Annotated in this window: 13 protein-coding genes; 7 read left to right on the forward strand and 6 right to left on the reverse strand. The window is 68.0% G+C overall.

Translation table 11 applies throughout. From position 1 onward, the window contains the following. Window positions 1-193 precede the first annotated feature (193 nt). The 3 genes from ACFFQA_RS16710 to ACFFQA_RS16720 all read right to left on the reverse strand — a co-directional run bounded on the left by ACFFQA_RS16710 (window position 194) and on the right by ACFFQA_RS16720 (window position 7,971). Window positions 194-5,863 carry a LamG-like jellyroll fold domain-containing protein gene (locus tag ACFFQA_RS16710; RefSeq protein ID WP_377852879.1) on the reverse strand — a complete coding sequence of 1,890 codons (5,670 nt, stop codon included), beginning with the start codon at window positions 5,861-5,863 and terminating at the stop codon, window positions 194-196. Between the two features lie 911 nt (window positions 5,864-6,774). Further along, complete coding sequence (locus tag ACFFQA_RS16715) at window positions 6,775-7,653, reverse strand: polysaccharide deacetylase family protein (protein ID WP_377852880.1); 879 nt, start codon at window positions 7,651-7,653, stop codon at window positions 6,775-6,777. A gap of 99 nt (window positions 7,654-7,752) precedes the next feature. After that, entirely contained in the window at window positions 7,753-7,971 is a 219-nt protein-coding gene (locus ACFFQA_RS16720) for a hypothetical protein (protein ID WP_377852881.1), read from the reverse strand. 633 nt (window positions 7,972-8,604) lie between these two features. On the opposite strand from ACFFQA_RS16720, the gene ACFFQA_RS16725 reads away from it, so the two are divergent. Both ACFFQA_RS16725 and ACFFQA_RS16730 read left to right on the forward strand, forming a co-directional pair. Further along, entirely contained in the window at window positions 8,605-8,808 is a 204-nt protein-coding gene (locus ACFFQA_RS16725) for a cold-shock protein (RefSeq protein WP_377852882.1), read from the forward strand. Window positions 8,809-8,959: 151 nt separating this feature from the next. Beyond that, window positions 8,960-9,094: a hypothetical protein gene (locus tag ACFFQA_RS16730; RefSeq protein ID WP_377852883.1), complete on the forward strand. Its 135-nt coding sequence runs from the start codon at window positions 8,960-8,962 to the stop codon at window positions 9,092-9,094. 60 nt (window positions 9,095-9,154) lie between these two features. Here ACFFQA_RS16730 and ACFFQA_RS16735 read toward each other — a convergent pair whose 3' ends face one another. The 3 genes from ACFFQA_RS16735 to ACFFQA_RS16745 are packed head-to-tail and all read right to left on the reverse strand — an operon-like array spanning window position 9,155 to window position 16,307. Beyond that, window positions 9,155-9,985 carry a methionyl-tRNA formyltransferase gene (locus ACFFQA_RS16735; protein WP_377852884.1) on the reverse strand — a complete coding sequence of 277 codons (831 nt, stop codon included), beginning with the start codon at window positions 9,983-9,985 and terminating at the stop codon, window positions 9,155-9,157. Further along, window positions 9,985-10,185: an MbtH family protein gene (locus tag ACFFQA_RS16740; RefSeq protein ID WP_377852885.1), complete on the reverse strand. Its 201-nt coding sequence runs from the start codon at window positions 10,183-10,185 to the stop codon at window positions 9,985-9,987. The genes ACFFQA_RS16735 and ACFFQA_RS16740 overlap by 1 nt, the downstream gene beginning before the upstream one ends. Window positions 10,186-10,196: 11 nt before the next feature. Continuing rightward, entirely contained in the window at window positions 10,197-16,307 is a 6,111-nt protein-coding gene (locus ACFFQA_RS16745; protein WP_377852886.1) for a non-ribosomal peptide synthetase, read from the reverse strand. Between the two features lie 817 nt (window positions 16,308-17,124). Here ACFFQA_RS16745 and ACFFQA_RS16750 point away from each other — a divergent pair. The 5 genes from ACFFQA_RS16750 to ACFFQA_RS16770 all read left to right on the forward strand — a co-directional run bounded on the left by ACFFQA_RS16750 (window position 17,125) and on the right by ACFFQA_RS16770 (window position 23,208). After that, a complete protein-coding gene (locus ACFFQA_RS16750) occupies window positions 17,125-17,997 on the forward strand; it encodes a geranyl diphosphate 2-C-methyltransferase (RefSeq protein WP_377852887.1) in 873 nt (290 codons plus the stop codon). A 73-nt stretch (window positions 17,998-18,070) separates the two neighbouring features. Then, complete coding sequence (locus ACFFQA_RS16755; protein WP_377852888.1) at window positions 18,071-19,240, forward strand: family 2 encapsulin nanocompartment cargo protein terpene cyclase; 1,170 nt, start codon at window positions 18,071-18,073, stop codon at window positions 19,238-19,240. 60 nt (window positions 19,241-19,300) lie between these two features. Then, window positions 19,301-20,698 carry a family 2B encapsulin nanocompartment shell protein gene (locus tag ACFFQA_RS16760; protein WP_377852889.1) on the forward strand — a complete coding sequence of 466 codons (1,398 nt, stop codon included), beginning with the start codon at window positions 19,301-19,303 and terminating at the stop codon, window positions 20,696-20,698. Window positions 20,699-21,060: 362 nt separating this feature from the next. Then, window positions 21,061-21,420 (forward strand): helix-turn-helix transcriptional regulator, encoded by a 360-nt coding sequence (locus ACFFQA_RS16765; protein WP_377852890.1) that lies wholly within the window; start codon window positions 21,061-21,063, stop codon window positions 21,418-21,420. Between the two features lie 126 nt (window positions 21,421-21,546). Further along, window positions 21,547-23,208, forward strand: coding sequence for a pyridoxal-dependent decarboxylase (locus ACFFQA_RS16770; RefSeq protein WP_377852891.1), 1,662 nt, complete (start codon window positions 21,547-21,549; stop codon window positions 23,206-23,208). Window positions 23,209-23,225 lie beyond the last annotated feature (17 nt).

Below are 23,225 nucleotides of genomic sequence, written 5' to 3' on the forward strand. Positions count from 1 at the left end.
GGCCCTCCACCTGCCGCCAGAGCTTTGGCCGGCAACGCGACCTGCACCAACGCCACCACGAGCGCTGCAACCATCCACAGCGCTAACCCCCTGATGCGGATGGCTGCATTCCTTGCAGTACGCACAGTTCCCCCACACATGAACCAGAAAGATCAAGCCAGGTAAGGACTTCGATTCGCTGAAGAGCTTGGAGCTAGCTGGTGGCGACGGCGTAGCTGTTCAGGATCCGAACCGGGATCACCTGGACAGCTCCGGTATCGGTCGTCGCGCTCCGTTGCACGCCCTTGATGCGCCACACCTGGCTATCACCTGGCGCCTTGACCAGCGTCCCGTCTGCCATGTACTTCGGCAGTCCACTCAACGCTCGCCAGGGAACCAGTACGACGTCGGTTCCCTTGTGGCCGTTGTCCAGGAACTCCTGTTCGGTGCGGAACTCCAGTCGTGCTCCGCCGGCGACGAGCCATACCGATGTGGGTGAGGGGGCATCCGGGGCACGCAGGACCAGCCCGTCGGGGAGACGCTGTGGCAACAGACGGAAGACCTTCTCGGGAATACGCCGAACCTGATCCCAGGTATGGCTCGTGTCGAGGAACTCCTTCTCCGTGGCGAACCCGACCACAGCGCCTCCGGCGAGCATCCACACCTTGGCGGGATCGATCGCCGATGTGTCAGTCACACGGACGACTGTTCCGTTGGTGGGTGTTCGTCGCATGTGGTCGTAGGTGTCGACGCTGGAGTTGTTGAGTTGCACCGGTGTGCCGCACTGCGTGGTGCATCCGTCGACTCGCAATGGCGCGCCACCGATGAACACGTAGACTTGGCCGCGTTGGTCCTTCGCGCTCGAACCGGTCTCCGGTACCGGGTTCATGTGGTCGAGACGGTCGACCGAGGTACTGCTGATGGTGACCGGTGTTCCACAGCCGATATCGCAGTTGTCCAAGAGGATCGGTGCACCTCCGACGAACCGGAACACCCGGTTGCGGTCATCACGAATGGTCGTTCCGTCCGCAGGAACCGCGTTCATATGGTCAAGCCGATCAACACGCCAGTTCGGGATATGCGCGGGTTGTCCGCACGTGGCGTCACAAGCCGGCATCCAGATGGGAGCGCCGCCCACGAACTTGTAGATGGCTCCGCGTTCGTCTCGAACCGTCAGCCCATCGGCCGGTACAGCTTTCGGCGCCGGTGCGTTCGCCCCCACATCGCTGTAGGAGTCGTAGAGACTCTGCACGCGCTGCTTGTCCAAGCCTCCTGCGTATACGCGGACGTCGTCGACGGAACCTGGCCAGAACTGGGTGGCTTTGCCAGCGACCAGCCCTCTGCCGATCACTAGCCCACCGCTGCCAGTCCACGGCGTATTGAGTGTTCCGTCAGTGATTCGCTCGCCGTTTACGTAGAGCCAGAGCTTCTTGTTCGGCTCGTCGTAGCTGCCAACCAGGTGTACCCATGTATTGAGCTCGGTGGGCAGTGTCGACAGTGCGGCTTTAGTGACCGGTGCCGACCCGGTGTCAGACTCGGGCATCTCAAACACCCAGGCGCCAAAAACGCTTTGGTCGTGATCACGGATGTGCCCGAGACGGAACTTGCTCGTCTGAGCACCGTCCACGCTGACCGCGGTGACCTGGCCGTCCTTCGCTGTGAGGTAGGCCCAAGCCGAGACCGCGAAGCTGGCGTCCAGTCGCACGTCCACTCCTGTGGTGGAGGCATGGTCGTCGACGCCGTCGAGCTTGATGCCGTTACCGACCCGCCCGGCGGTGAAGCTCGCTCCTCCTCGCAGCGTCGCTGTCCGAGAACCAACAGAGTCCGCACTCGTGCTGCCGGCGGTCTCGTCGAGCCGGAGGTTATGAGCGAGGGTGAGGTCCCGTCCGGCGCGCACCCGGATCTCGTCCTCGAACAGAAGACGGCTGTAGACGCTGACGTCGTCGACCGAACCGGGCCAGTAGTCGCTGCTTCGGCTGTTCCACATTCCCCGCCCCACCTGCACACCTCCAACGGCGCTGTTCCAGGCGCTGGTGTGGGATGCGAAACCGGCGTGAACGCCGTTGACGTAGATGTGGGTCTGTTTGGCTGTGGCGTCGTACTGGCCGACGAGGTGTGTCCACACTCCGGGTTGCGCTGGCCCCGCGGAGGTGGTTCGAACGTGACTGGTACCGCCGCCGTCGACGTCCTGGCTGAACATGGAGAACGACCACTTGCCGTCAGGCGTGGCCTGGAGTTGGAAGCTGCTGGTGTGGCTGCCGTCCTGGGAGACGGCGACCGGCCACTGCCCGATGCGGTCCAGCTTCACCCATGCGGCAACAGAAAAGCTCTTGCTGGTGTCAACGGTCTTCGGCGCGCTGAGATGATCGTCCACGCCGTCGAGCTGCACCGCGAGGTCGGTAGAGCTGGGTTGGCTCGACTGACCGGCCGACCATCCCGGGACTCCCGACAGGGTGGCGTGCCGCCCCTGCCCTGCCGAGTCGACAGAGTTCCCATCGAGTTTCCAGAGTCCAGCGGTCACGTTGTCCTGGCTGACGATCCCCCGGACCTCTTCGGGGCTGAGAGCGCGGCCTGAGACACGGACCTCGTCGATCGCACCAGGCCAGAAGTGTGTCGCGCCGTTCTGCCAGGCGCGTCCGATGACGAACTTTCCGTTGGCACTCCAAGGTGTTGCGGTGGCGTGTCCAGTGGCCACGAGGACTCCGTTGACGTAGAGCGATGCCTGCTTCGTCGCTTCGTCATAGACGCCGGTGAGGTGAGTCCATGTTCCCGCCTGAACCGCAGCCGCCGGTGAGCGCGCCTCCGCATTCCACGTCGAGCCGCCGTCCGTGGAGGGCATGCCGAATACCCAAGCGTTCTCGCGGTGCTGTAAGACAAAACCGCTACCCACCACGCCATCCTGAGACACGGCGGTGTGGACTCCAACGGATGTGCTCAGCTTGACCCACGTCGAAACGGAGAAGCTGCGGTCGGTGCGAAGCACAGGCCCTGTGGTGGTGATGTGGTCATCGACGCCGTCGAGCTCGACCGCAGCGTTGTTCGCGCCGTTGAGGATGAACTTCGCACCGTTGGCCAATACAGCGGCGGTGCCTCCTTGCACCGAGTTGGAGGCTGTGGTCCCTTCGGTCTCGTCGAAGTTCCAGTGTCCGATCTGGACATTGTCGCGGCTGACAAGAGAGCGAACCGCAGCACCGGACAATGCGCGATCATAGATGCGGACCTCGTCGATCGCTCCGGCCCATCGACTGGTCGCGGCGCCGCGAGCTTGCGCTCGGCCGATTCGCACCTCACCCGCGGCAGTGCGGTTTCCGTTATAGGGCACCGATGCCGCCAGCGCACCGTCGACGTAGAGATGTGCCTTGTGCTGCGTGGCGTCGTATACCCCGGCGACGTGCGTCCATCTGCCAGGCTGCACCATGGTGCTCGCGGTCGCTGATGCGGTGTTCGGCCCGCTGTCGTCGGCATCCGTGCCCGGAATAGTGAAGTCCCACTTGCCATCGCGTGTCTGAAGCAAGAACCCGCTCGCGCGGTTGCCGTCCTGGGAAAGAGCGGCCTGACTGCCTGTTCCAGCGCGCTCCACTCGCACCCATGCGGAGACCGAGAAGCTGACATCCGTAGCGATGGTGTTGGGAGCGCTGATGTCGTCGTCGATACCGTCGAGTTGGATCGCGGCACCCACCGCGCCGGGGCCCCACGTGGCACCACCGTTCACGGTGCCATGGCGACCGCCTAGCGGTGCATCGTCCTTGGCGGAGCTGTCCAGTGACCATTGGGACGCTGGCCCGTTGCCCGCACGGACAAAGAAGTGGTGGATGCTCTTCGGGCTTCGGTTACCCGCACGATCGACACTCTGGACGAACAGGTCAACAGGGCCGTCGCGCGGCGGCGTGAGTGTGACGGACGCCGCGCCACCCAACGCGTTGGTGTCCACCTTGGTGGTCGGTGGGTCGGAAAAACCGTAGACGAAGTGGTCGATATCGCTAACACCGTTGGCAGAGAAGGTGAACGTGTCGGCGACGTCCACTCCGCCGTGCCATGCGTTGTCTGCTCGGTACAGCGACGCGGACACTGTTGGCGCCTTGTCGGGTGCGACGACATCAACGTTGAACTGTGGCCCGTTCGCCATCGGGCCGTCAATCCACCCATCGTTGCCGCGGACGTTCCATGACACCGTCTTGTCGTGCAGACCGCGCAGATCCAGTGGGGTGCTGTACACCGAGTTCGACGCGAGCCACTGTTCACGTGTCTCGAATCCGCCGTGCCGGATCTCCCACATCGCTCTCAGCTGACCACCATCCGGGTCACTGAGATGTGCGTTGAGGTTGATCCGCTCACTGCCGGTGTAGGCAACCCCACCGCACCAACGACACGGCGGCAACAACACGGGGTCGGTTCCCACGCCGTGCGGGGCGTTCGGTGTCCTGTTGAACTCTACGAAGAGCTTCGGAAACAGGCGAGTCGTACCATCGGTCTTGACGTGGAAACGCTTCCAGGCGCTGTCACTGCGGCTGTTCTCGTCGCCGTCGGTGGCTTTCAGGCCCAGGGTGACGTCGTTCCAACCAGCGTTGGCTGCCTGCTCAGCCGCACTGAAAGCATCCATTCCGACCCAGGAGGGACCGCAGGGCTGGCCTGCTTTGGGAGTTGAACGTACCTCGTCGACGAGTCGGGCCCAATGTGGTTGCCGGGCCCATGTGGTGTCGGGTCCGATTGGTCCGGTCAACCACAACTGCACGGGTGGCACCTGACCGGCGTCGCAGGTGTTCTGATGCTTCCACATCTGAAAGATCTGGAACTGGGCACGATTAATGCGTGCACCTTTGAGGGCGGAGGTGTCGAATCGGAAGATCGAGCGGTCAAGGTACTGGCTCGGCCATCCGGGTGCGTGGCCGACTCTCGCCACTCCGGCATCGCGTTCGTCGTTGTCTCGCGGTACAAGATTCCAGTGTGAGTCGTTCGGGTGGGAGTTGCGCACCAACGTCCACGCCGAGTGCTCCGGTGCGATCGCGCTGAAGTCCGGATCGATCACCAGCGGGTACACCACACCAGCGTGGTCCAGCATGGCGCGGTCGGGTAGCAGCGACACCTCTCCGTTGCCCAGCTCAACCCCGACTCGAGTGGGTTCGACCCGCGGTGTGACTGAGGGCGCTCCGGGGCTTTTCGGAAGTTGCGCACCAGTCGGCGCTGAGTCCCACATCTTTGGTGCCGACGCGTGAAAGATTCGTCGACCGGACGCGTCCAGGCCCTCGATGTTGCCTGCCGCATCGGCGGCCATACGCACACCCTTGGTGTGGAGGCTGAACGTGATCCTGGCAAGCTCCGGGTTCGCGGCTGCCTGCCGTGACTTCACCAGCAGCTCATGGGCGAATCCGCGGGCCGTCGCGCGCACCCGGAGATCGACGCCGGCCAGGACCTCGGCATAGGTCGCGGTGTCCCCTGCAAGCGTCGGTGTGGGCAACGGACGCTTCCAGCCCAGCGCGACTTCCGCACCGGCATTGGTCAGCCTCGCCAGCGGCGCTGAACCTCCAGCGGAGAACGACACGTCCGCCGCTACCGCTCTGGGAGAGACCGAACCATCGGCCTTCTTCACCAATGTGGCGTCGACCTCAACCCATTTGCCGCCCTGACGAACGCGTTCAGGCAGCACCGATTGCTCAAGGCTGAAGGAACCATCCGGATTGGCGAACACCTGGGTCGTCTCGGTCGTCCGCGACGCTACTTCGACTCGCGAACCTCGTGTCTGAGCAGCGCGAGCAGCCGTGCGTTCATCATCTGCTTGATCCGATGCCACAGGCACGGGCGCGTTCCGTTGAGGAACCGTCGCCGCAGCCACTCCGGACGACAGCCCGGACACAACAACAGAAACAGCCAGAACAATCGAAGCCACACCACGACTGTGAGCAGCCCAAAAAGAGCGCGTGCGCGCCATACTCGCGTTCCCCCATCCCCCTGCGAGCCCCTCCCCAAAGGCACACGCAGCTCAGTAAAGCCGACCCAGCTTTGCGTCCGAGCCATCGAGGTGCAATCCACCAAGTGGACGAAGAACCGTGGTCAGCCTCACGTAACATGGGGAACGGATGGCAGGGGCGGGCGGATACGCCGCACGGGTCCTGAAAAGCCATGCGTGCCTGAAATCGTGCACGCCAGGAACAAGATCGTGGAAGGCTGTCTGAGCGAAAGCGACGGTCGGAACGTCGCGGTTACCGCTCGGGGCAAGCAGAGTCGATGGTGTGCAAGCCCTCCTCGGACGCCAGAACTAACCCTGCTCAGTGGGCGCATGGGGCCTTGAGGCTTTTCCAAGCCGGTTCAGCAGCAAGCCTGTTGATACGGGGCGGCGTTGAGGAAGAGGTGAAACTACCGGTAGACGGGTTGCCAACCAAGATCAATCTGTCCGTCCTGTTGAGCTCGTGCCCGACAGCGCGACGGATCCACGAGGCCACCGACCGGTCGTCGGCCTCGGCGCGCCACTCGACCTCGTGGAGCAGTCCTCCTTCTGCGTTGTGGACCATTTCCAGCCTGATCGGGACGAACAACTCCTGCGGTTTCGCTGGGTTGGCGCTGTTCAGCTCGCGTTTACCGCGATGGTCGCGTCGATCTGGCAGCAGCCGGAGTCCTTCGGCTGCGATCCGGCCGCCCTCAGCATGCCGCTGCGGATGAACCTGGCCATCACCGACGAGCAAGCGAACCCCGCACCGGGGCGCGACCGCACAGCTCGTCCGCTACGCGCACGGCGGGCGAGGTGGTTGACGAGGTGTTCGTCGCAACCTCACCAGCCGTGCACCCGGCTCCTCGGCTGTCCTATGTGGACTCGATGACGGTGCGGCGGTAGTGGTCGGCGATGTCGTCGCTGGTGGTGAGCCAGATGTCGGGTTGTGCGGCGAGGAATTCGAGTGCCTGGTCGAGGTACTTGTGGCGGAAGGGCTGGCCGATCACGAAGGGGTGCAGTCCGATCGCCATCACGCGGCCGCTGCGCTCGGAGTCGGCGCGCAGCTGCTCGTACTGGTCCTTGACGATCTGGACGAACTCCGGCCCGGTGGTGCCCTTGCCGAACAGGGGAAGGTCGTTGAGCTCGACCGAGTACGGGACGCTGAGCATCCCGGGCACGTTCAGCGGGTAGGGCTGGTCGTCGTTGGTCCACCCCAGCGTGTAGTCCAGGCCGAGCTCGGCGAGCAAGGCCGGGGTGTTGAAGGTTTCGGTCAGCGCCGGTCCCATCCAGCCCCGAGGCCGCTTCCCGGTGGCCTTGGCGATGGTGTCGACGACGTCGGTGAGGAAGCCGCGTTCGTCGTCGAGAGCCATGTTCGCGTGGAGGATGGAGTTGGTCTTGCCGTGCGCGAGCCAGGCCCAGTCCCGGTCAAGTCCGGCCTTGATGATCTGGGGGTAGTGGACGGCGACGTCGGAGTTCAGCAGCACGCTGGCCCGGATTCCGTGCCGGTCAAGGCTTTCGATGGTGCGCCAGATGCCGACGCGGGTCCCGTAGTCGCGCCAGCCGTAGTTCAGCGGGTCGGGGGCCAGGTCCGCTGTTCCGGGCCAGAGGCTGGTGGAAGGGGTGTCGATGAGGAAGTGCTCCACGTTGAGCCCGACGTAGAACGCGACCCTGGCGCCACCGGGCCAGTGCAACGGCGGGCGCTCGGTGATGGGGCTGTAGTCGAAGAGCTTGTTCTCCGCTGTGTTCGCCATGCCGCCACGGTAAAATCTGACACCAGTGTCAGGTTCAACCCCTTGCGAGGCCACTTGCGGCGGGGAACACGGACTCGACAACGATCACCGCCGTACCGGTCATGGCGAGCAGCGGCTCTGGTTCACGCGAGTGCCGTGCTTACAGACGCCGGTGATCCTGGCCGAGCCGGTCAGCACCGCGAGGTCGACGGCGCGCCGGAAGGTGGCGAAGCTGTTGCGGCACAGCGTGATCCGGCTGGCGACCGAGGTCGGCGCCGAGCTGCTGTGGATGTCCGTGCCGACGTCGGTGCTGGAACAGGTTGGCGGGCTGCCCGCCAAGTTGTGCGCGCGGACGGCGGTCGGTCGATCACGGGAAGCTGTGTCAGCTGGGGCGGCGCGTTGGCAAAACGGTCGTTCGCGCGGAGAAGCACACGCGCTGGGGAGCGCTACGGGTCGCCGTGCGGGCCGTGGGTTCCTCGGCAGCCGGGTGGCTGAAAGTGGGCGCGGCAGCAACGGCGCCGCGGGCGGAATGCCAGGTGGTGGTGATGAAGACTCCTTGGGAAATAACGGAGGGCACCGTGGTGACCGCCGTGAGGCCCCTGAACCGGGGAAAGACACCGCGCCGCGGTCAGGGCCGGGCGGGGAAGGGGCTCGGACGCGTCTCGATGATCGATCCGGACGGCGTTTTCGCCGTGTTCTCGGTAGCAGTCGCTGCCCTTGGCACCCAGTCTACGCGACCCCTGCCCGGGTGGTGCGACACGCGCGGGGCCCGGTCTCGCTTGACGGGGCCCCCGGCGCGTGCTCAACTGGTTGTGGTTGAAGGTTTTTGTGTTCGTTGTCTTCTGACGCTCGCAAGGATTTTTGAGCGAGCGTGTCAGCGTGTCTTGGGTTAACCGGATTCCTGGTCACCGCGCTTGCAGCCCGGGCCGCTCGATCGAGCGGCGCCGCGAGTTCGAAGCGATTGGAATTTCCATGGCTCAGGGCACCGTGAAGTGGTTCAACGCCGACAAGGGCTTCGGCTTCATCACCCCGGACGACGGCGGCAGCGACGTGTTCGTCCACTTCTCCGAGATCAACAGTGGCGGCTTCCGCAGCCTCGACGAGAACGCCCGGGTGAACTTCGAGACCGCCCAGGGCAACCGTGGTCTGCAGGCCACCGGAGTGACCCTCGTCTGAGCACCGCACACCGAACGAAGGGCGCTCGCCATCGGCGGGCGCCCCTTCGTCGTGTCCGCGTCAGGTCCGTCCGCTTGGCTCGTCCAGGGGTGCGGCGCGGGTGACCCGGCAGCGCAGGAGCCGGTGGTCGGCTTTCGCACCACACGGGCGCATGGGCTTCGACAGCGCGTGGGTGGGCGACCGTTTGTCCGAGACGCCCGACGCGCTGGAAGCGATGTGGACCGGCGATCCGGATGAGCACAGAAGTCCTCTGTGGACGGTGCCGCAGTCCGTGGTGCACAGCTGAACCCTCGAAACGGCGGCCGTGCCGCACCACTGGTGGTGGCGCGGCACGGCCGTTCGCCCGTCAGGTCAAGCGATCCGCCGCGGTGATCCACAACGGTCCATCACCACACCGCATCAACCGACCGAGCCCTTGCGGCGGCTGGCTGAGACTGGTCCGGCGGACCTTCCACCGAGCGCCGTCCAGCACCGCGACCGGTCCGTCAACGCGGGGGTTGTGGCCCATGATGTTCCACGCGCGCACCTGGTCGTGCACGGCGCGGGCCGGGGCGCTCCAGTCGATCTCGGCGTAGTCGGCGCCGAAGAGCCCCGCCCACGGGGTGTCGTGGGCGTCCTGGCGCTGGCCGGTGTCCCCGTCGGCGAGCTTGGCAAGCACCGACGGCAGCAGCGGCACGGCGGCCCCGAGGACCCGGGTGTTGATCCCGCTGAACGACCAGTCGTCGTCGCTGAGCGGGATGCGGGTCTGTTCGAGGATCGCGCCGGTGTCCAGCTCGGCGTCCATGCGGTGCCACGTGACGCCGATGGACGTCTCACCGTTGCGCACGGCCCAGCCGACCGGGTTCGGTCCCCGGTAGTGCGGCAGCGCGGACGGGTGGCAGTTGACCGTGCCGAGCTTCGGCACGGCCACCGCCTCCCCCGGCAGTTTGCGCGGGTAGCCGTAGCTCACAGCGACGTCCGGCGCGTACGCGGACAGCAGCCCTGTGATCGCGGCGGGCCGGGACGGTACGGCCAGGTCGACGCCGTCCGGCAGGTCGCGCTCGCTCAGCAGGTGGCCCGGCCAGTCGGCCGGGCGGCGGGCGCTCACCACCAGCGGCACCTCGTGGCCCAGCTCCCGCACGGCGGCCACGAGGGGTGGCGCGGTCTGCGGGAGTGCGGCGATGACGGCGATGCGCATCAGGCCTCCCTCAGCGACACCGGCCGCATGTCGGTCCAGGTGGTGTCGACGAACGCCACGCAGGCCTCGCGGGGAGCAGGGCCGTGGGCCTGTGCCCAGCCCGCCGGGACGGCGATGTGCGCGGGCCAGAGGCTGTGCTGACCTTCGTTGTTGGTCAGCACGAGGAAGGGGGATTCGTCGTTGTCGAAGGGGTTCGTCACGATGAGTCCTCTCAGGACAGTTCGGCGGCCAGAGCGGCCGGGGTGGGCAGGGCCATGATCTGGGCGAGCTCGACGGGACGCCCGAGCTGGTCGCGCAGCCGCTGCAGCAGCCTGGCGGCAAGCAGCGAGTGGCCGCCGAGGTGGAAGAAGTCGTCCTCCACTCCGACGACCGGCACGCCGAGCACCTCGGCGAACGCCTTGGTGATCACGGTTTCCTCGTAGGTCCGCGGCTCGCGCGACACATCGCCCACCGGGTCGGGCGGCGCGGGCAGTGCTCTCCGGTCGACCTTGCCGTTGGTGGTCAGGGGCATGCGGTCGAGGAACACCACAGCGGACGGCACCATGAAGTCCGGCAGCCGGGTGCTCAGCTGCTCGCGGACGCTCGCCGCGTCACCGGTCCCGGTCGACACGACGTAGGCGGTCAGGCGCTTGCCGCCGCGTTCGTCGGTGTGCGCGACGACCGCCGCCTGCACGACGCCGGGCAGCGCCGACACCGCGGCCTGGACCTCGGCCGGTTCGATGCGGTGACCACGGATCTTGACCTGGTCGTCGTTGCGGCCGAGGAACTCCAACGAGCCGTCCGGCCCACGTCGCGCCAGGTCACCCGTGCGGTACATGCGAGATCCGGGCGGACCGTACGGGTCGGGCACGAACCGGGACGAGGTCAGCGCGGGCTTCCCGAGGTAGCCGCGAGCGACCTGCGGTCCGCCCAGGTAGATCTCCCCGACCAAGCCGTCCGGCACGGGCACGAGCCCGGCGTCGAGCAGGTGCACGCGTGTGCCCGGCACGGCGGCGCCGATGGAGGGCCGGTGCGGCCAGCTCTCCGGCTCACCGTCGACGTGGACCGCGGTGACGACGTGCGTCTCGGCGGGGCCGTAGTGGTTGTGCAACGCCTTGCCCGCGCACAGCGCTCGCATCTGCTCGGTGAGCACGAGCGCTTCACCCGCCTGCACGATGTGCCGCAGTTTCGGCAGCGTCTCCCGCTCGCCGTCGGCGAACTCGCACAACGCGGCGAGCACCGGGGTCGGCGCGAACAGTTCGGTGACCTCGTTGTCGCGCAGCCACTTCGTCCACGCCGCGGCGTCCGCACGGGTGTCCGCGTCCGGCACGGCGAGGGTCTTGCCCGCCGCGAGCGCGGTGAAGACCTCCTGGGTGGCGACGTCGAAAGCCATCGAGGTGAACTGGGCGGTGACCGCGTCCGGCTCGGCCGGGAACCGCTGCTCGTGCCAGTCGACGAGCTTGTTCAACGCGCCGACGGTGAACACGACGGCCTTCGGCACCCCCTGGGTTCCGGAGGTGTGGACGACGTAGGCCGGGTGCTCGTCCCGTACGACGACCTCCGGCGTGGTCGTCGCCGATCCCGCCAGCGCGTCAGCGCTGTCGAAGTGCAGCGACGGCACCGATTCGTCCACTTCGGACAATGCAGACGCGAACTCCTGATGGGACAACAGGAGCGCGGGCCGCGTGTCGGCGACCAGGCGGGCGAGTCGCTCGGCGGGGTGTCTCGGGTCGAGGTGCAGGTAGGCGCCGCCCGCCTTGAGCACGGCGAGCATCGCGGTGACCGCGTCACGGCCTCGGCGCAGGCACAGCGCCACCACGGATTCCGGTCGGATGCCGCGGCTGATCAGGACGTGGGCCAGTCGAGTGGAGGCTTCGTCCAGTTCGCCGTAGGTCACCGAACCGTTGCTGTCGCGGATCGCGATCGCCTCGGGCGCGTGCGCGCGGATGCGGTCGAGCACAGGAGGAGCAGCGGTGACGTCCGTGCTCGTCGGGGCGGGCGCGGCCGTGAGGGCGGGGGTCGCGCATGACCGCTCCAGGTTGTTCGCCATGGCGGACAACACATCGAGCAGCCGCTGTCCGATGGCGCGTGCCGCGTCGGGGCGGAGCCAGCCGGGCTGGTGCTGGACCCGGACGGTGATCTGCTTGCCGGGGCTGACCAGCAGGCACAGCGGGTAGTGCGTGCCGTTGTTGACCTGGGTCCGCGTGACGGACACACCGCGGCCGAGCTCGGCGATGAACGCATCCGTGTAGGTCTCCAGGACCACGACGGAGTCGAAGAGCTCCCGCAGACCGGTTGCCTGGGTGATCTCCGCAAGGCCGAGGTGCTGGTGGGCCATCAGCTCGGTGCGCTGCTCCTGCAACCCCGCGAGCAGGCCTGCCCACGTGTCGTGCGTGGCGGTGTCGATGCGCACCGGCACCGCGTTGTTCATCAGGCTGACCATCTGCTCGACCCCGTCGAGGTGCGGCGGACGGTCGGCGACAACCGTGCCGAACACGACGTCGGTGCGGCCGGTGAGCTGCGCCAGCGTGAGGCCCCACGCTCCGAGCACGAGCGTGTTCAGCGACAACGCGCCGCGCTGGGCCTGTGCCCGCAGTGCCGTGGTCACGTCTTCCGGCAGCGCGACGGTCTCCGTAGCGGGAAGCTCCCCAAAGGGTCCACTGTGGACGGGCGTGAGCAACGTCGGCTCGTCCACTCCGGTCAGCAGGTTCCGCCACGCCGTGAGCGCGTTCGTGCGTTCGCGACCGAGCAGGTCTTCGAGGTAGGCCCGCCCGGACGGCCGGGACGGCACGTCGGCCCCGGAGTACAGCGCCGCGAGATCCGCCAGCATCACCTGCATGGACCAGCCGTCCATCAGCACGTGGTGGTAGCTCAGGATCAGCCGCCACGTTTCGGTGTCGGAGCGCACCAGAACCGCGCGCAGCAAGGGAGGTGCGGCGAGGTCGAACTGACGCGCGCGGTCCTCCGCCGCGACGCGCTCCAGCTCCGCCGGGCGTCGCGCGGCAGGCAGATGCGTCAGGTCCACCACCTGGAGCGGGAACTCCGTGGTGGGCGGGACGGTCTGCACCGCTCGTCCGTCGGCGTCGTGGTGGAACCCGGCCCGCAGCGCGGGGTGCAGCACCAGCAGCTGGTTCAGCGCCGTGCGCAGCGCCTCGGCGTCGACCGGTCCACTCAGCTCCAGAAACGTCTGCACCGCATAGGGATCCGGCGCTCCGCTCGCGTGTGCCGCGTGGAACAGCAGGCCCTCCTGCAACGGCGACACCGGCCACACCTCGCCCGCCGGGCGGGACTGGACACCGGCGAGCCGCTCCAGCGCTCGCGTCCACAACCCGGCCAGTTCCTGCACGGAGTCGCGGTCCAGCAGGCGGGGCGTCCAGCGCCAAGTGGCGGTGAACTCGGGCTCCCCCGTCCGGTCGTCGACCGCCGAGTTGACCTCAAGCAGGTGCGACAGCGGCATGTCGTCCGCGCGGTGGATGCCCAGCAGCGGCGCTTCGGCGGCGAGCGGCCAGCTCTCCCCCGGCATCGAGAAGCGACCGAGGTAGTTGAACAGCAGCGGTCGTGGCGGGAAGAACGCGAGCGCCTGGGCGGTCTGCGGGTTGAGGTGGCGCAGCAGGCCGTAGCCCGCGGTGTCCTCGGGCAGGGCGCGCCACTCGCGGCGCACGACCTCGAACATCCGCGCGGGAGCGGTGTCGCGGCAGGTCAGGCGAGCGGGGAACATGCTGGTGAACCAGCCGACCGTGCTGGAGACCTCAAGCGAGGACGACCCGCGACCGTGGCTTTCGGTGTCGAACAGCAGGGTGTCATCGCCCCGCCACGCGCCGACGGCGACCGCCAGCGCGGTGAGCAGGACCTCCTCGGTCGTGCCGCCCAGGTGCGCGGGCGCCTCGGTGAGCAGCGCGCGGGTGACGTCGGCGGGCAGGGTGATGGTGAGGGTTTCGGAGGTGCCGATGGTGTCGCGCGCCGGGTCCAGCGGCTGCGACCACGGGCGCACGGGTGCGTCCAGCACCGCGCACCAGTCGGTGAGCTGGTCCAGCAACGCGGGGTCGTTCGCCCGCCCGGTCAGCTCCTCGACCCACTGCCGGTATGGCGCCGATCCGCCCCACAGCAGGGACTTCCCGGCGTAGGCGCGAGCGAGGTCGGGCAGCATGATCCGCCACGACACCCCGTCGACGACGATGTGGTGGACCATCAGCAGCAGTCGTCCGGGTGCGTCGCCGGCGTCGAACCACACCGCGCGCACCATCGCGCCGGTCTGCGGGTCGAGCTCGCCTTGCACGCGGACGCGGGCGGCGTCGACCACCTCGGCGAGGTCGTGGATGCCTCGGATGTCCACAGTGGATAGACACGTGGCGGCGTCGACTTCACCGGGCGCCACGATCTGCGGCGTCCAGACCGCGCCACCGGCGAGTCGCGGCACACGCATGCGCAGGGCGTCGTGGTGGTCCAGCAGGGCTTGCAGCGCCGCGACGAGCCGGTCCTGTGTCGCGTCGGCAGGGGTTTCGAGCAGCACGGCGTGGTTGAACTCGTCGACGCCCGCTCGCTGGTCGCGCAGCCAGTGCATGATCGGCGGCATGCCGACCGGTCCGGTCGCGCTCTGGTGCAGCAGGTCCGCCTGCGGCGCGACCGCCTTGGCCGCAGTGGCGGCCAGCCCGGCGGCGCTCCGGTACCGGAAGACGTCCTGCGACGTCAGCGCCACGTCCTCGCGACGCGCCCGGCTGACCACGTGCATCGCGGTGATGCTGTCGCCGCCGAGGTGGAAGAAGTCGTCGTCGACGCCGACCGACGCCAGTCCCAGCACCTCGGCGAAGATCGAGGTGATGACCTGTTCCTCGCGGGTGGTCGGCGCGCGGCCCGCGGTGGTCTGCGGACGCGTCGGTTGCGGTAAAGCCGCGCGGTCGAGCTTTCCGTTGGCGGTCATCGGCAACCGGTCCATCAGGACGATCGCGGACGGCACCATGTAGTCCGGCAGCGCGCGGCCCAGGTCCTCGCGGACCCCGGCCTCGTCGTGGGCTCCGACGACGTAGGCGACCAACTGCTTGTCCCGCACGAGAACGGCCGCCTGCGTGACACCGGGCAGCGCGCCGACGACCGCCTCGACCTCGCCCGGTTCGATGCGGTGCCCACGGATCTTGACCTGGTCGTCGTTGCGACCGGCGAACTCCAGCACACCGTCGGCCCGCCTGCGGGCGAGGTCACCGGTGCGGTACATCCGCGAGCCCGGCAGGCCGTAGGGGTCGGCGACGAACCGGGTCGCGGTCAACGCCTGCTGCCCCAGGTAGCCGCGCGCGACCTGGGGTCCGCCGATGTAGATCTCCCCGACCTCGCCGTCCCGGGTCTCGATGAGGTTCTCGTCCAGCACGCGCACCCGCACGCCGGGCAGACCGATCCCGATCGGCACGCTGCCCTCCGGCGCGCGGATGAGGTCGTGCACGGTGGAGAAGGTCGTGCACTCGGTGGGCCCGTAGACGTTCGAGACGGTGAGACCGGGGCAGGACTCCATCACCGCGGTCATGGCCTGAGGCGAGACGACGTCGCCACCGGCCATCACGGACCGGACACCGAGGAAGCAGTCCGGCTGGACCGCGGCGACCTGGGCGAACCAGACCGAGGTGAGGAACATGTCGGTGATGCCGTGCTCAGCGACCAGCTCGGCCAGCACGTGGGTGTCCAGCCGGTCGCTGGAGGGGATGACGACCGTGCCGCCACGGGCCAGCGTCGGCCACAGGTCGTAGGTGACGGCGTCGAAACCGAGTGCGGAGACCAGCGCGGTGACGCGGCGTTCGGCGTGGTCCCAGCGCGGGGTGCGGACGAACGCGGCGAGGTTGCCGTGCGTCACGACCACGCCCTTGGGGCGGCCGGTCGAGCCGGAGGTGTAGAACAGGCATGCCGCCTGGTCAGCGGAAGTCGTTGCGCTGTGGTCGTTTCCGGCCACGGGCAGGTCGGCGTCGACGGCGACTTCGACGCAGCCTCCGAGCCGCCCGGCCGTCGCCGCGACGACGAGCGCGACCGGGCACCCGGCGTCGGCGATCATCGCCGCGGTCCGGTCGCTGGGCGCCTCCGGGTCGAGCGTGAGATAGGCACCGCCGGCCTTGAGCACGGCGAGCAGCGCCACGACGAACTCCGCTGACCGCGGCACGCACACCGCGACCGGGGTCTCCGCCGTGACACCTCGCTCGCGCAGGTGCCCCGCCAAGCGGTTCGACCACGCGTCGAGCTCACCGAACGACAAGCCTCGGCCGTCGCCCACCACCGCGACGGCGGCGGGATGCTTCGCCGCGTGCGCGGCGACGAGAGCCTGCACGGGAACCAGGTGGTCCGTGTGCAGGAGTCCTGTCTTGATCATGTGGCAAGTGATACGTGCTGATCAGGCAAATACCTCAATCCTTGCTTCGTCAACGAGTCGAAGCGAAGATCACTGACGAGTGCCGCCAAGAGGCTGAGTCCACCACCTCACGCACACACCGCCCACCCGATCAATGGCGGAAATCGGACACGAGATCACCCGCAGTGTCCACGCTCCCACGGCCGCACCCCTGTCATGATCACGATCCGTCATCACCCTCCGTAGCGATCTTGTGATCAGGATCTCCCCCCGCACCTGTCCCGCGCGACAGGAACGCGACCACAGGGCCGGCCCCGACACCGCCTCCAGATAATTGGAGATATCCGGCGTGGTCGGTAACGACATTCCACGACACCACTTGACCAAGTGGAGCAGTGGTCACCGCACTCCCCGCGACATCGCATTCGCCGGTATGCGACATCTGTGTGCGCATCGACCGACACGCCGCCGGAACCGCCGCTTCGTTGTCACCGTGCGCGCAGCTCTCAGCAATTTCAGGTGGGCGACCCAGGCAAAGACTCGTACCGGTGGACATGTGACAGGTCGCCCGGTCAGGTGACTTCACGCCGCCGAAGACCCGGTGCTAGCTTCGCCATGAACGTCGAATTCCGCATTACACAAATCCCGGCACGCGATAGCGATTCCGCATTACAACTGATTCCTGCCCAGTATTTCGCGTGTTGAGAAATTGTTGCGATGTGCCGCGACCACACCGGCGGAGCGGGCAAGTCCATTCTCGGCCGCATTGCCGCCCGCCCCGCACGCTCGCGCGGTCCAGCCCGACACCAGCTCAAGAAAAAGCGAGGGAGTTCGCCTGATGACGACCGTCCAGCCGCGGAGCGCCGATACCGACAAGCCGGTGCTGCGCAGCGCCTACCAGCGTTCCGTCGCCGAGTACTGGAACACCGAGGCGGACCCGGTCAACCTCCGGCTCGGCGAGGTGGACAACCTCTTCCACCACCACTACGGCCTCGGGGACTACGACCCCGCGGTGCTGGAGGCTCCCGCCGACGTCCGCGACCAGGCGATCATCAACGAGATGCACCGCCTGGAGACCGCGCAGGCCGACGTCCTGCTCGACCACCTCGGCGATGTCGGGCCGCAGGACAAGCTGCTGGACGCGGGCTGCGGGCGCGGTGGCTCCAGCATCATGGCCAACCTCCGCTTCGGCTGCGAGGTGGACGGCGTCTCGATCTCCGAGAAGCAGGTGGCCTTCGCGAACGAGGAGGCGCGCAGACGGGGCGTTGCCGACAAGGTGCGCTACCACTTCCGGAACATGCTGGACACCGGGTTCGAGACGGCCTCGCGCAAGGCCATCTGGAACAACGAGAGCACGATGTACGTGGACCTGCACGCGTTGTTCGCCGAGCACGCGCGGCAACTGGTGGTCGGCGGCCGCTACGTCACCATCACCGGCTGCTACAACGACGTCACCGGGGGCCGGTCCAAGGCGGTCAGCCAGATCGACCAGCACTACACGTGCAACATCCACCCGCGCAGCGAGTACTTCAAGGCCATGCAGGCCAACAACCTGGTGCCCATCAGCGTCATCGACCTGACCGCGGCCACCATCCCGTACTGGGAGCTGCGCGCGAAGTCCTCGGTCGCCACCGGCATCGAGGGCCCGTTCCTCACCGCCTACCGCGAGGGCAGCTTTCACTACCTGCTCATCGCCGCCGATCGCGTCTGACCACGGGTGGCCCGGCGCGGATCGAGGTCCCCGCCCGCGTCGGGCCACCGCTGACGACCACAGGGATGGAGCGATGACGCACACCGCCGCCGAGCAGGTCCCCACGGACGCCGGGTCCGAACCCCCTCCCCCGCGCGGGTGCCCGATCCCGGCGGGCGGCGCGACGGCCGCGGCCGCGCTGCTGGCCGGGCCGTCCGGGCTGGGCACCTCAGCGGCCAGGCTGCTGCCGTGGTTCGCCAGGACCGCGGGGCCCGATCCCGAGTACGCGGCGGTCTCCTGGGGTGACGGCACCGCGCCGCCGCTGTACTGCCCGGTCCTGGGGCGCGTCAACGACGCCCTCGCCGCCGAGGTCGACGAACGGCTGGTCGCGTGGGCGAAGGACTGCGGGTTCGCCGACGACGAGCTCAAGGGCATCCGCAAGGCCGGGTTCGGACGGCTGGTCATGCTGGCCCACCCCGACTGCGACGACCCCGACCTGTTGCTGATCGCCGCGCAGCTGAACGCGGCGTGGTGGGCCGCCGACGACCTCTACGCCGACAGCACCGAGCTGGGCGCCGACCCGACCGCGCTCCCGCCGCGGCTCGCGCTGGCCATGGCGGCCATGGACCCGGTTCCGCCCTCGGGGGAGTTCTCCGGGCCCTTGGAGGCGGCGCTGCGCGGCGACCGGGTCCTCGTCTCGTTGCGGTCGGGGATCGACCACCTGACCCGGCACAGCACGCCGGCGCAGGTCCAGCGGGTCTGCTACTCGACGTTCTCGATGTTCGTCAGCTGGGACGCGTACGCGGCGTGGCGGCACACCGGCGTCTACCCGACCGCGTGGGAGTACCTCAACGCGCGGCACCACGACAGCTTCTACACGTCGATGACGCTGGTGGACGTCCTCGGCGGTTACGAGCTTCCCGCGAACCTCTTCTACGACCCGAGAGTCCGCCGCGCCGCGTTCCAGGCGGGCACGGCGACCGTTCTCGTCAACGACCTGTTCTCGGTCGCGAAGGACGCCGCGGACGAGGTCCCCGTGTGCAACATGGTGCTCCAGATCGCCGCGGACCGGAAGTGCTCGATCGCCGAGGCGACCGAGGCGACCGTGGAGCTGCACAACCAGTTCGTCCGGGATTTCCAGGCGGGGCACCGGGAACTGCTGGCCGTGCCTTCCCCGGAGCTCCAGCGGTTCATGCGCGGGTTGCGCGCGTGGATGGCGGGCGGCTACGAGTGGCACGCCACCAACCCGCGCTACCGGACGTGAGCGCTTTCCCCTCTCGCACAACGCTTCTCGCACAACGATGACGAACTGGTGGTGTGAACGGTGACAGAGACCCTGGAACCCGGCGTGCACAGTGCCGAGCGGCAGCTGAGCCTCAGTACCGCCGCGGCGCGGAACCTGGCGACGACGACCAAGTCCGTGCCGCAGATGCAGGGCATCAGCCCGCGCTGGCTGCTGCGCATGCTGCCGTGGGTGGAGGCCAGGGGCGGCACGTACCGGGTCAACCGGCGCCTGACCTACGCCGTCGGTGACGGCCGGATCAGCTTCACCAACGTGGGCACCACGGTCCAGGTCGTTCCGCCGGAGCTGGCCGAGCTGCCGCTGCTGCGCGGCTTCGACGACCAGGAGGTGCTGACCGCGCTCGCCGAGCGGTTCGAGCAGTCGGAGTTCCAGCCGGGCGACGTGCTGACCACGCAGGGCCAGCCAGCCGACCGCGTGTTCCTGGTGGCGCACGGCCGCCTCACCAAGCTCGGCGCGGGCAAGTACGGCGACAGCTCGAACCTCGGCACGCTGGTGGACGGCGACCACTTCGGCGACGAGGCGCTGCTCGGCGAGAGCAGCTGGGGGTTCACCGTCAAGGCGACCACACCGGGAACGCTGCTGTCGTTGTCCCGCGGCGATTTCCAGCGCCTCGTGGAGCAGTCGCCCGCGCTGCGGGCGCAGGTCGAGGCGTTCGCTGCCACCAGGGGCAAGCCCCAGAACAAGAAGGGCGAGGCCGAGATCGCCCTGGCTTCGGGGCACACCGGCGAGTTCGACCTGCCTGGCACGTTCGTCGACTACGAGCTGGCCCCCCGCGAGTACGAGCTCGCGGTGGCGCAGACCGTTCTGCGGGTGCACACGAGGGTCGCCGATCTCTACAACGAGCCGATGAACCAGACCGAGCAGCAGTTGCGGCTGACCATCGAGGCCCTGCGCGAGCGGCAGGAGCACGAGATGGTCAACAACCGCGACTTCGGTCTGCTGCACAACGCCGACCTCCAGCAGCGCATCGCGACGCACAGCGGACCGCCCACGCCGAACGACCTGGACGAGCTGTTGTGCCGCAGGCGAAAGACCCGTTTCTTCCTCGCCCACCCGCGGACCATCGCGGCGTTCGGCCGGGAGTGCAACAAGCGCGGCATCTACCCGGAGCCGGTGCAGGTGGACGGCACCACCGCGCAGGCGTGGCGCGGGGTGCCGTTGCTGCCCTGCGACAAGATCCCCATCACCGAGCACCAGACGAGCTCGATCCTGGCCATGCGCGTCGGTGAGGACGCCCAGGGCGTCGTCGGCCTGCACCAGACCGGCATCCCGGACGAGTACCGGCCCGGCCTGTCCGTGCGGTCCATGGGCATCAACGAGAAGGCGGTCGCGTCCTACCTGGTGAGCGCCTACTACTCGGTGGCGGTCCTGGTGCCGGACGCGCTGGGTGTGCTGGAGAACGTCGAGATCGCGCACTGAACCGGTTGGCAGGCCGGGCTCCCTCCGCCCGGCCTGCCACCCTTCCCGGAGGTGCTTCGTCACGTAGTGATCCTCGATCCGCGCCAGGCTCTCCGACTGGCGCAGCAGGGACGTGCGGAACCTGCACTCCCCGCAGAAGTACTGGTAACCCTTGATCTTCACCGGCTGACTCCTCTCCGAGCGTCACGGTCGTCAGCACTAGCTCCGGTCCCGCAAGCCGTCCCGATCCCCCGACGTGGCACGCCTCCTCCGTGCACGCGTGGCCTGGCTGGCGTGGTCGGGTTTTCGCGTTTTGTAGCCTTATTGCGCGAAAGAGCGCTCCCAATTCGCATCAAGGTGACAAAACGCGAAACGGGGGGCGCGTGGGTGAGACCGGTTCCCGGAGCGCCGGGATCGTGGGTGGCGCGCTGGAAGGCCGAGACGGCGTCGTCGCGTTGGTGATACGCCCGTCCAGTCTGCTCACGGCGCTGTCGAACGTGTTCGAGACGCTGTGGAAGGTGGCCGTACCGGCGTCGGCGGCGGGTCCCGGTCCCGTTGTCGACGACCGGGAGCGGCAGGTCCTCACGCTGATGGCCAGCGGGGCCACCGACGACGCGATCGCGAGGCGGCTGGGCCTCTCCCGGCGCACGGTCGTGCGCCGGATGGCCGAGCTCCTGCGCAGGCTCGGCGCAACGACCCGCTTCCAGGCCGGGGTGCAGGCGGCACGACGCGGCTGGCTCTGACCGGAGCGGGCCTGTCGCGACGCCCGGCGGCCGAACGGGTGGGGCCAAGAGACCCTGGAGAAGCCTGTTGAGTATGCGCAAGGCTGGATGATCACTCATTTCTCCGACGACAGGGAGAGCGATCCAGTGCGCGCGACGTCCGACACGACAGACCAGGTGCCCGAGGAGGCCGACTTCCGGCTCGATCCGGACGGGTTGACCCCGGCCCGGCGGCGGGCCGCGTTGGCCACGCTGAAGCAGTACTTCGCCACGCAGAAGGCGAACTTCCTCGGCTACCAGGTGAACGAGGCCATCGCCTACCGGGCGGAGCTTGCCGAGTTCCTGGACTACAACACCAACAACATCGGCGATCCGTTCGTCCTCAGCACCTTCACCCTGCACAGCAAGTGGGTGGAGCAAGCAGTGCTCGACTACTACGCCAGGCTGTGGAACGCCCAGCCCAGGCGGGTCGTCGACCAGCAGCTCGACCCGGAGTCCTACTGGGGCTACGTGCTGACCATGGGCTCCACCGAGGGCAACGTGTACGGCTTGTGGAACGCTCGTGACTACCTCGGTGGCAAGGCGCTCATGGTCGAGCCGGAGCCGTCCGACTGCGACGACGGCAGGCGGCAGAGGAACCGCGTCACCTGGGTGCGAGCGACAACGCCACCGGACAACGAGAACGCCTACACGCCTGTGGCCTTCTACTCGCAGGACACGCACTATTCCGTGGCCAAAGCGGTGCGGGTGCTGGACATCCCGACCTTCTACGAAGTGGGCACCAAGCGCTATCCGCACGCCAACCCGTTGAGCGCGGGCGAGCCGTGGCCCGCGGAGGTCCCGTCGCTGCCCAGCGGGGCGATCGACATCGACAAGCTGGAGAAGCTGGTCGAGTTCTTCGCCAGCGTCGGTCACCCCATCCTGCTCGTGCTCAACTACGGCACCACGTTCAAGGGCGCCTACGACGACGTGGGGGCGATCGCGGAACGGCTCCGGCCCGTCTTCCGGCGGTACGGCCTGGACCGGCGTCGCGTCAAGTACGGCAGCCGGAACGGCAAGGACCTCGTCGACGAGCGTGCCGGCTACTGGTTCCACATCGACGCGGCGCTCGGTGGCACGTACATGCCCTTCGTGGAGAAGGCGATCCGGACGGGCGCGTTGCCCGCTGAGGCGGAGGAGGACCGACCGGACTTCGACTTCCGCATCCCGGAGACCTCCTCGATCGTGGCCAGCGGGCACAAGTTCCCGGGGGCGCCGTGGCCGTGCGGGATCTACATGACCAAGGTCAAGTACGAGATGCAGCCGCCGCCGCTGCCCGCCTACGTGGGATCGCCGGACACCACCTTCGGCGGCTCGCGCAACGCCTTCTCCCCCATCGTGTGGTGGGACTACCTGGCCCGCCACCCCGAGGCCACGCAGATCGAGCTGGCCGTGCGGGCCGAGCACGTGGCGCGGTACGCCGTGCGCAAGCTGAGCGAGCTGGCCGCGCGACGGCAGGAGGACCTGTGGGTCGAGCGCACGCCGCTGGCGCTAAGCGTCCGGTTCAAGCAGCCCAACGAGGAGATCGTCTTCAAGTACTCGCTGTCCACCATCACCCTGGACACCGCGGAGGCCAGGCACTTGGCCCATCTGTACGTGATGACGCACGTGACCGAGGAGTTGATCGACCGGCTGGTGGCGGACCTCGAAAGCCCCGACGCGTTTCCCGAGCAGCCCGCCGAGCCCGCCGGCCCGATCGGCGACTGGGGTCCCGTCGAGGATGTCGAACGCCTGGCGATGGTGCCGATCATCGGCCGCGGCTTCCGCTGAACGCCGCTGTTGTTGTG

Origin of the sequence: Allokutzneria oryzae, from assembly GCF_042429765.1 — a bacterium.
GTDB classification, from domain to species: domain Bacteria; phylum Actinomycetota; class Actinomycetes; order Mycobacteriales; family Pseudonocardiaceae; genus Allokutzneria; species Allokutzneria oryzae.

What these genes read in the sequence shown, in the direction of transcription:
- ACFFQA_RS16715 (WP_377852880.1), bottom strand. Translation starts at nt 7,653, where the DNA reads ATGGCGAACACAGCGGAGAACAAGCTCTTCGACTACAGCCCCATCACC.
- ACFFQA_RS16725 (WP_377852882.1), top strand. Translation starts at nt 8,605, where the DNA reads ATGGCTCAGGGCACCGTGAAGTGGTTCAACGCCGACAAGGGCTTCGGC.
- ACFFQA_RS16730 (WP_377852883.1), top strand. Translation starts at nt 8,960, where the DNA reads ATGGGCTTCGACAGCGCGTGGGTGGGCGACCGTTTGTCCGAGACGCCC.
- ACFFQA_RS16735 (WP_377852884.1), bottom strand. Translation starts at nt 9,985, where the DNA reads ATGCGCATCGCCGTCATCGCCGCACTCCCGCAGACCGCGCCACCCCTC.
- ACFFQA_RS16745 (WP_377852886.1), bottom strand. Translation starts at nt 16,307, where the DNA reads ATGATCAAGACAGGACTCCTGCACACGGACCACCTGGTTCCCGTGCAG.
- ACFFQA_RS16750 (WP_377852887.1), top strand. Translation starts at nt 17,125, where the DNA reads ATGACGACCGTCCAGCCGCGGAGCGCCGATACCGACAAGCCGGTGCTG.
- ACFFQA_RS16755 (WP_377852888.1), top strand. Translation starts at nt 18,071, where the DNA reads ATGACGCACACCGCCGCCGAGCAGGTCCCCACGGACGCCGGGTCCGAA.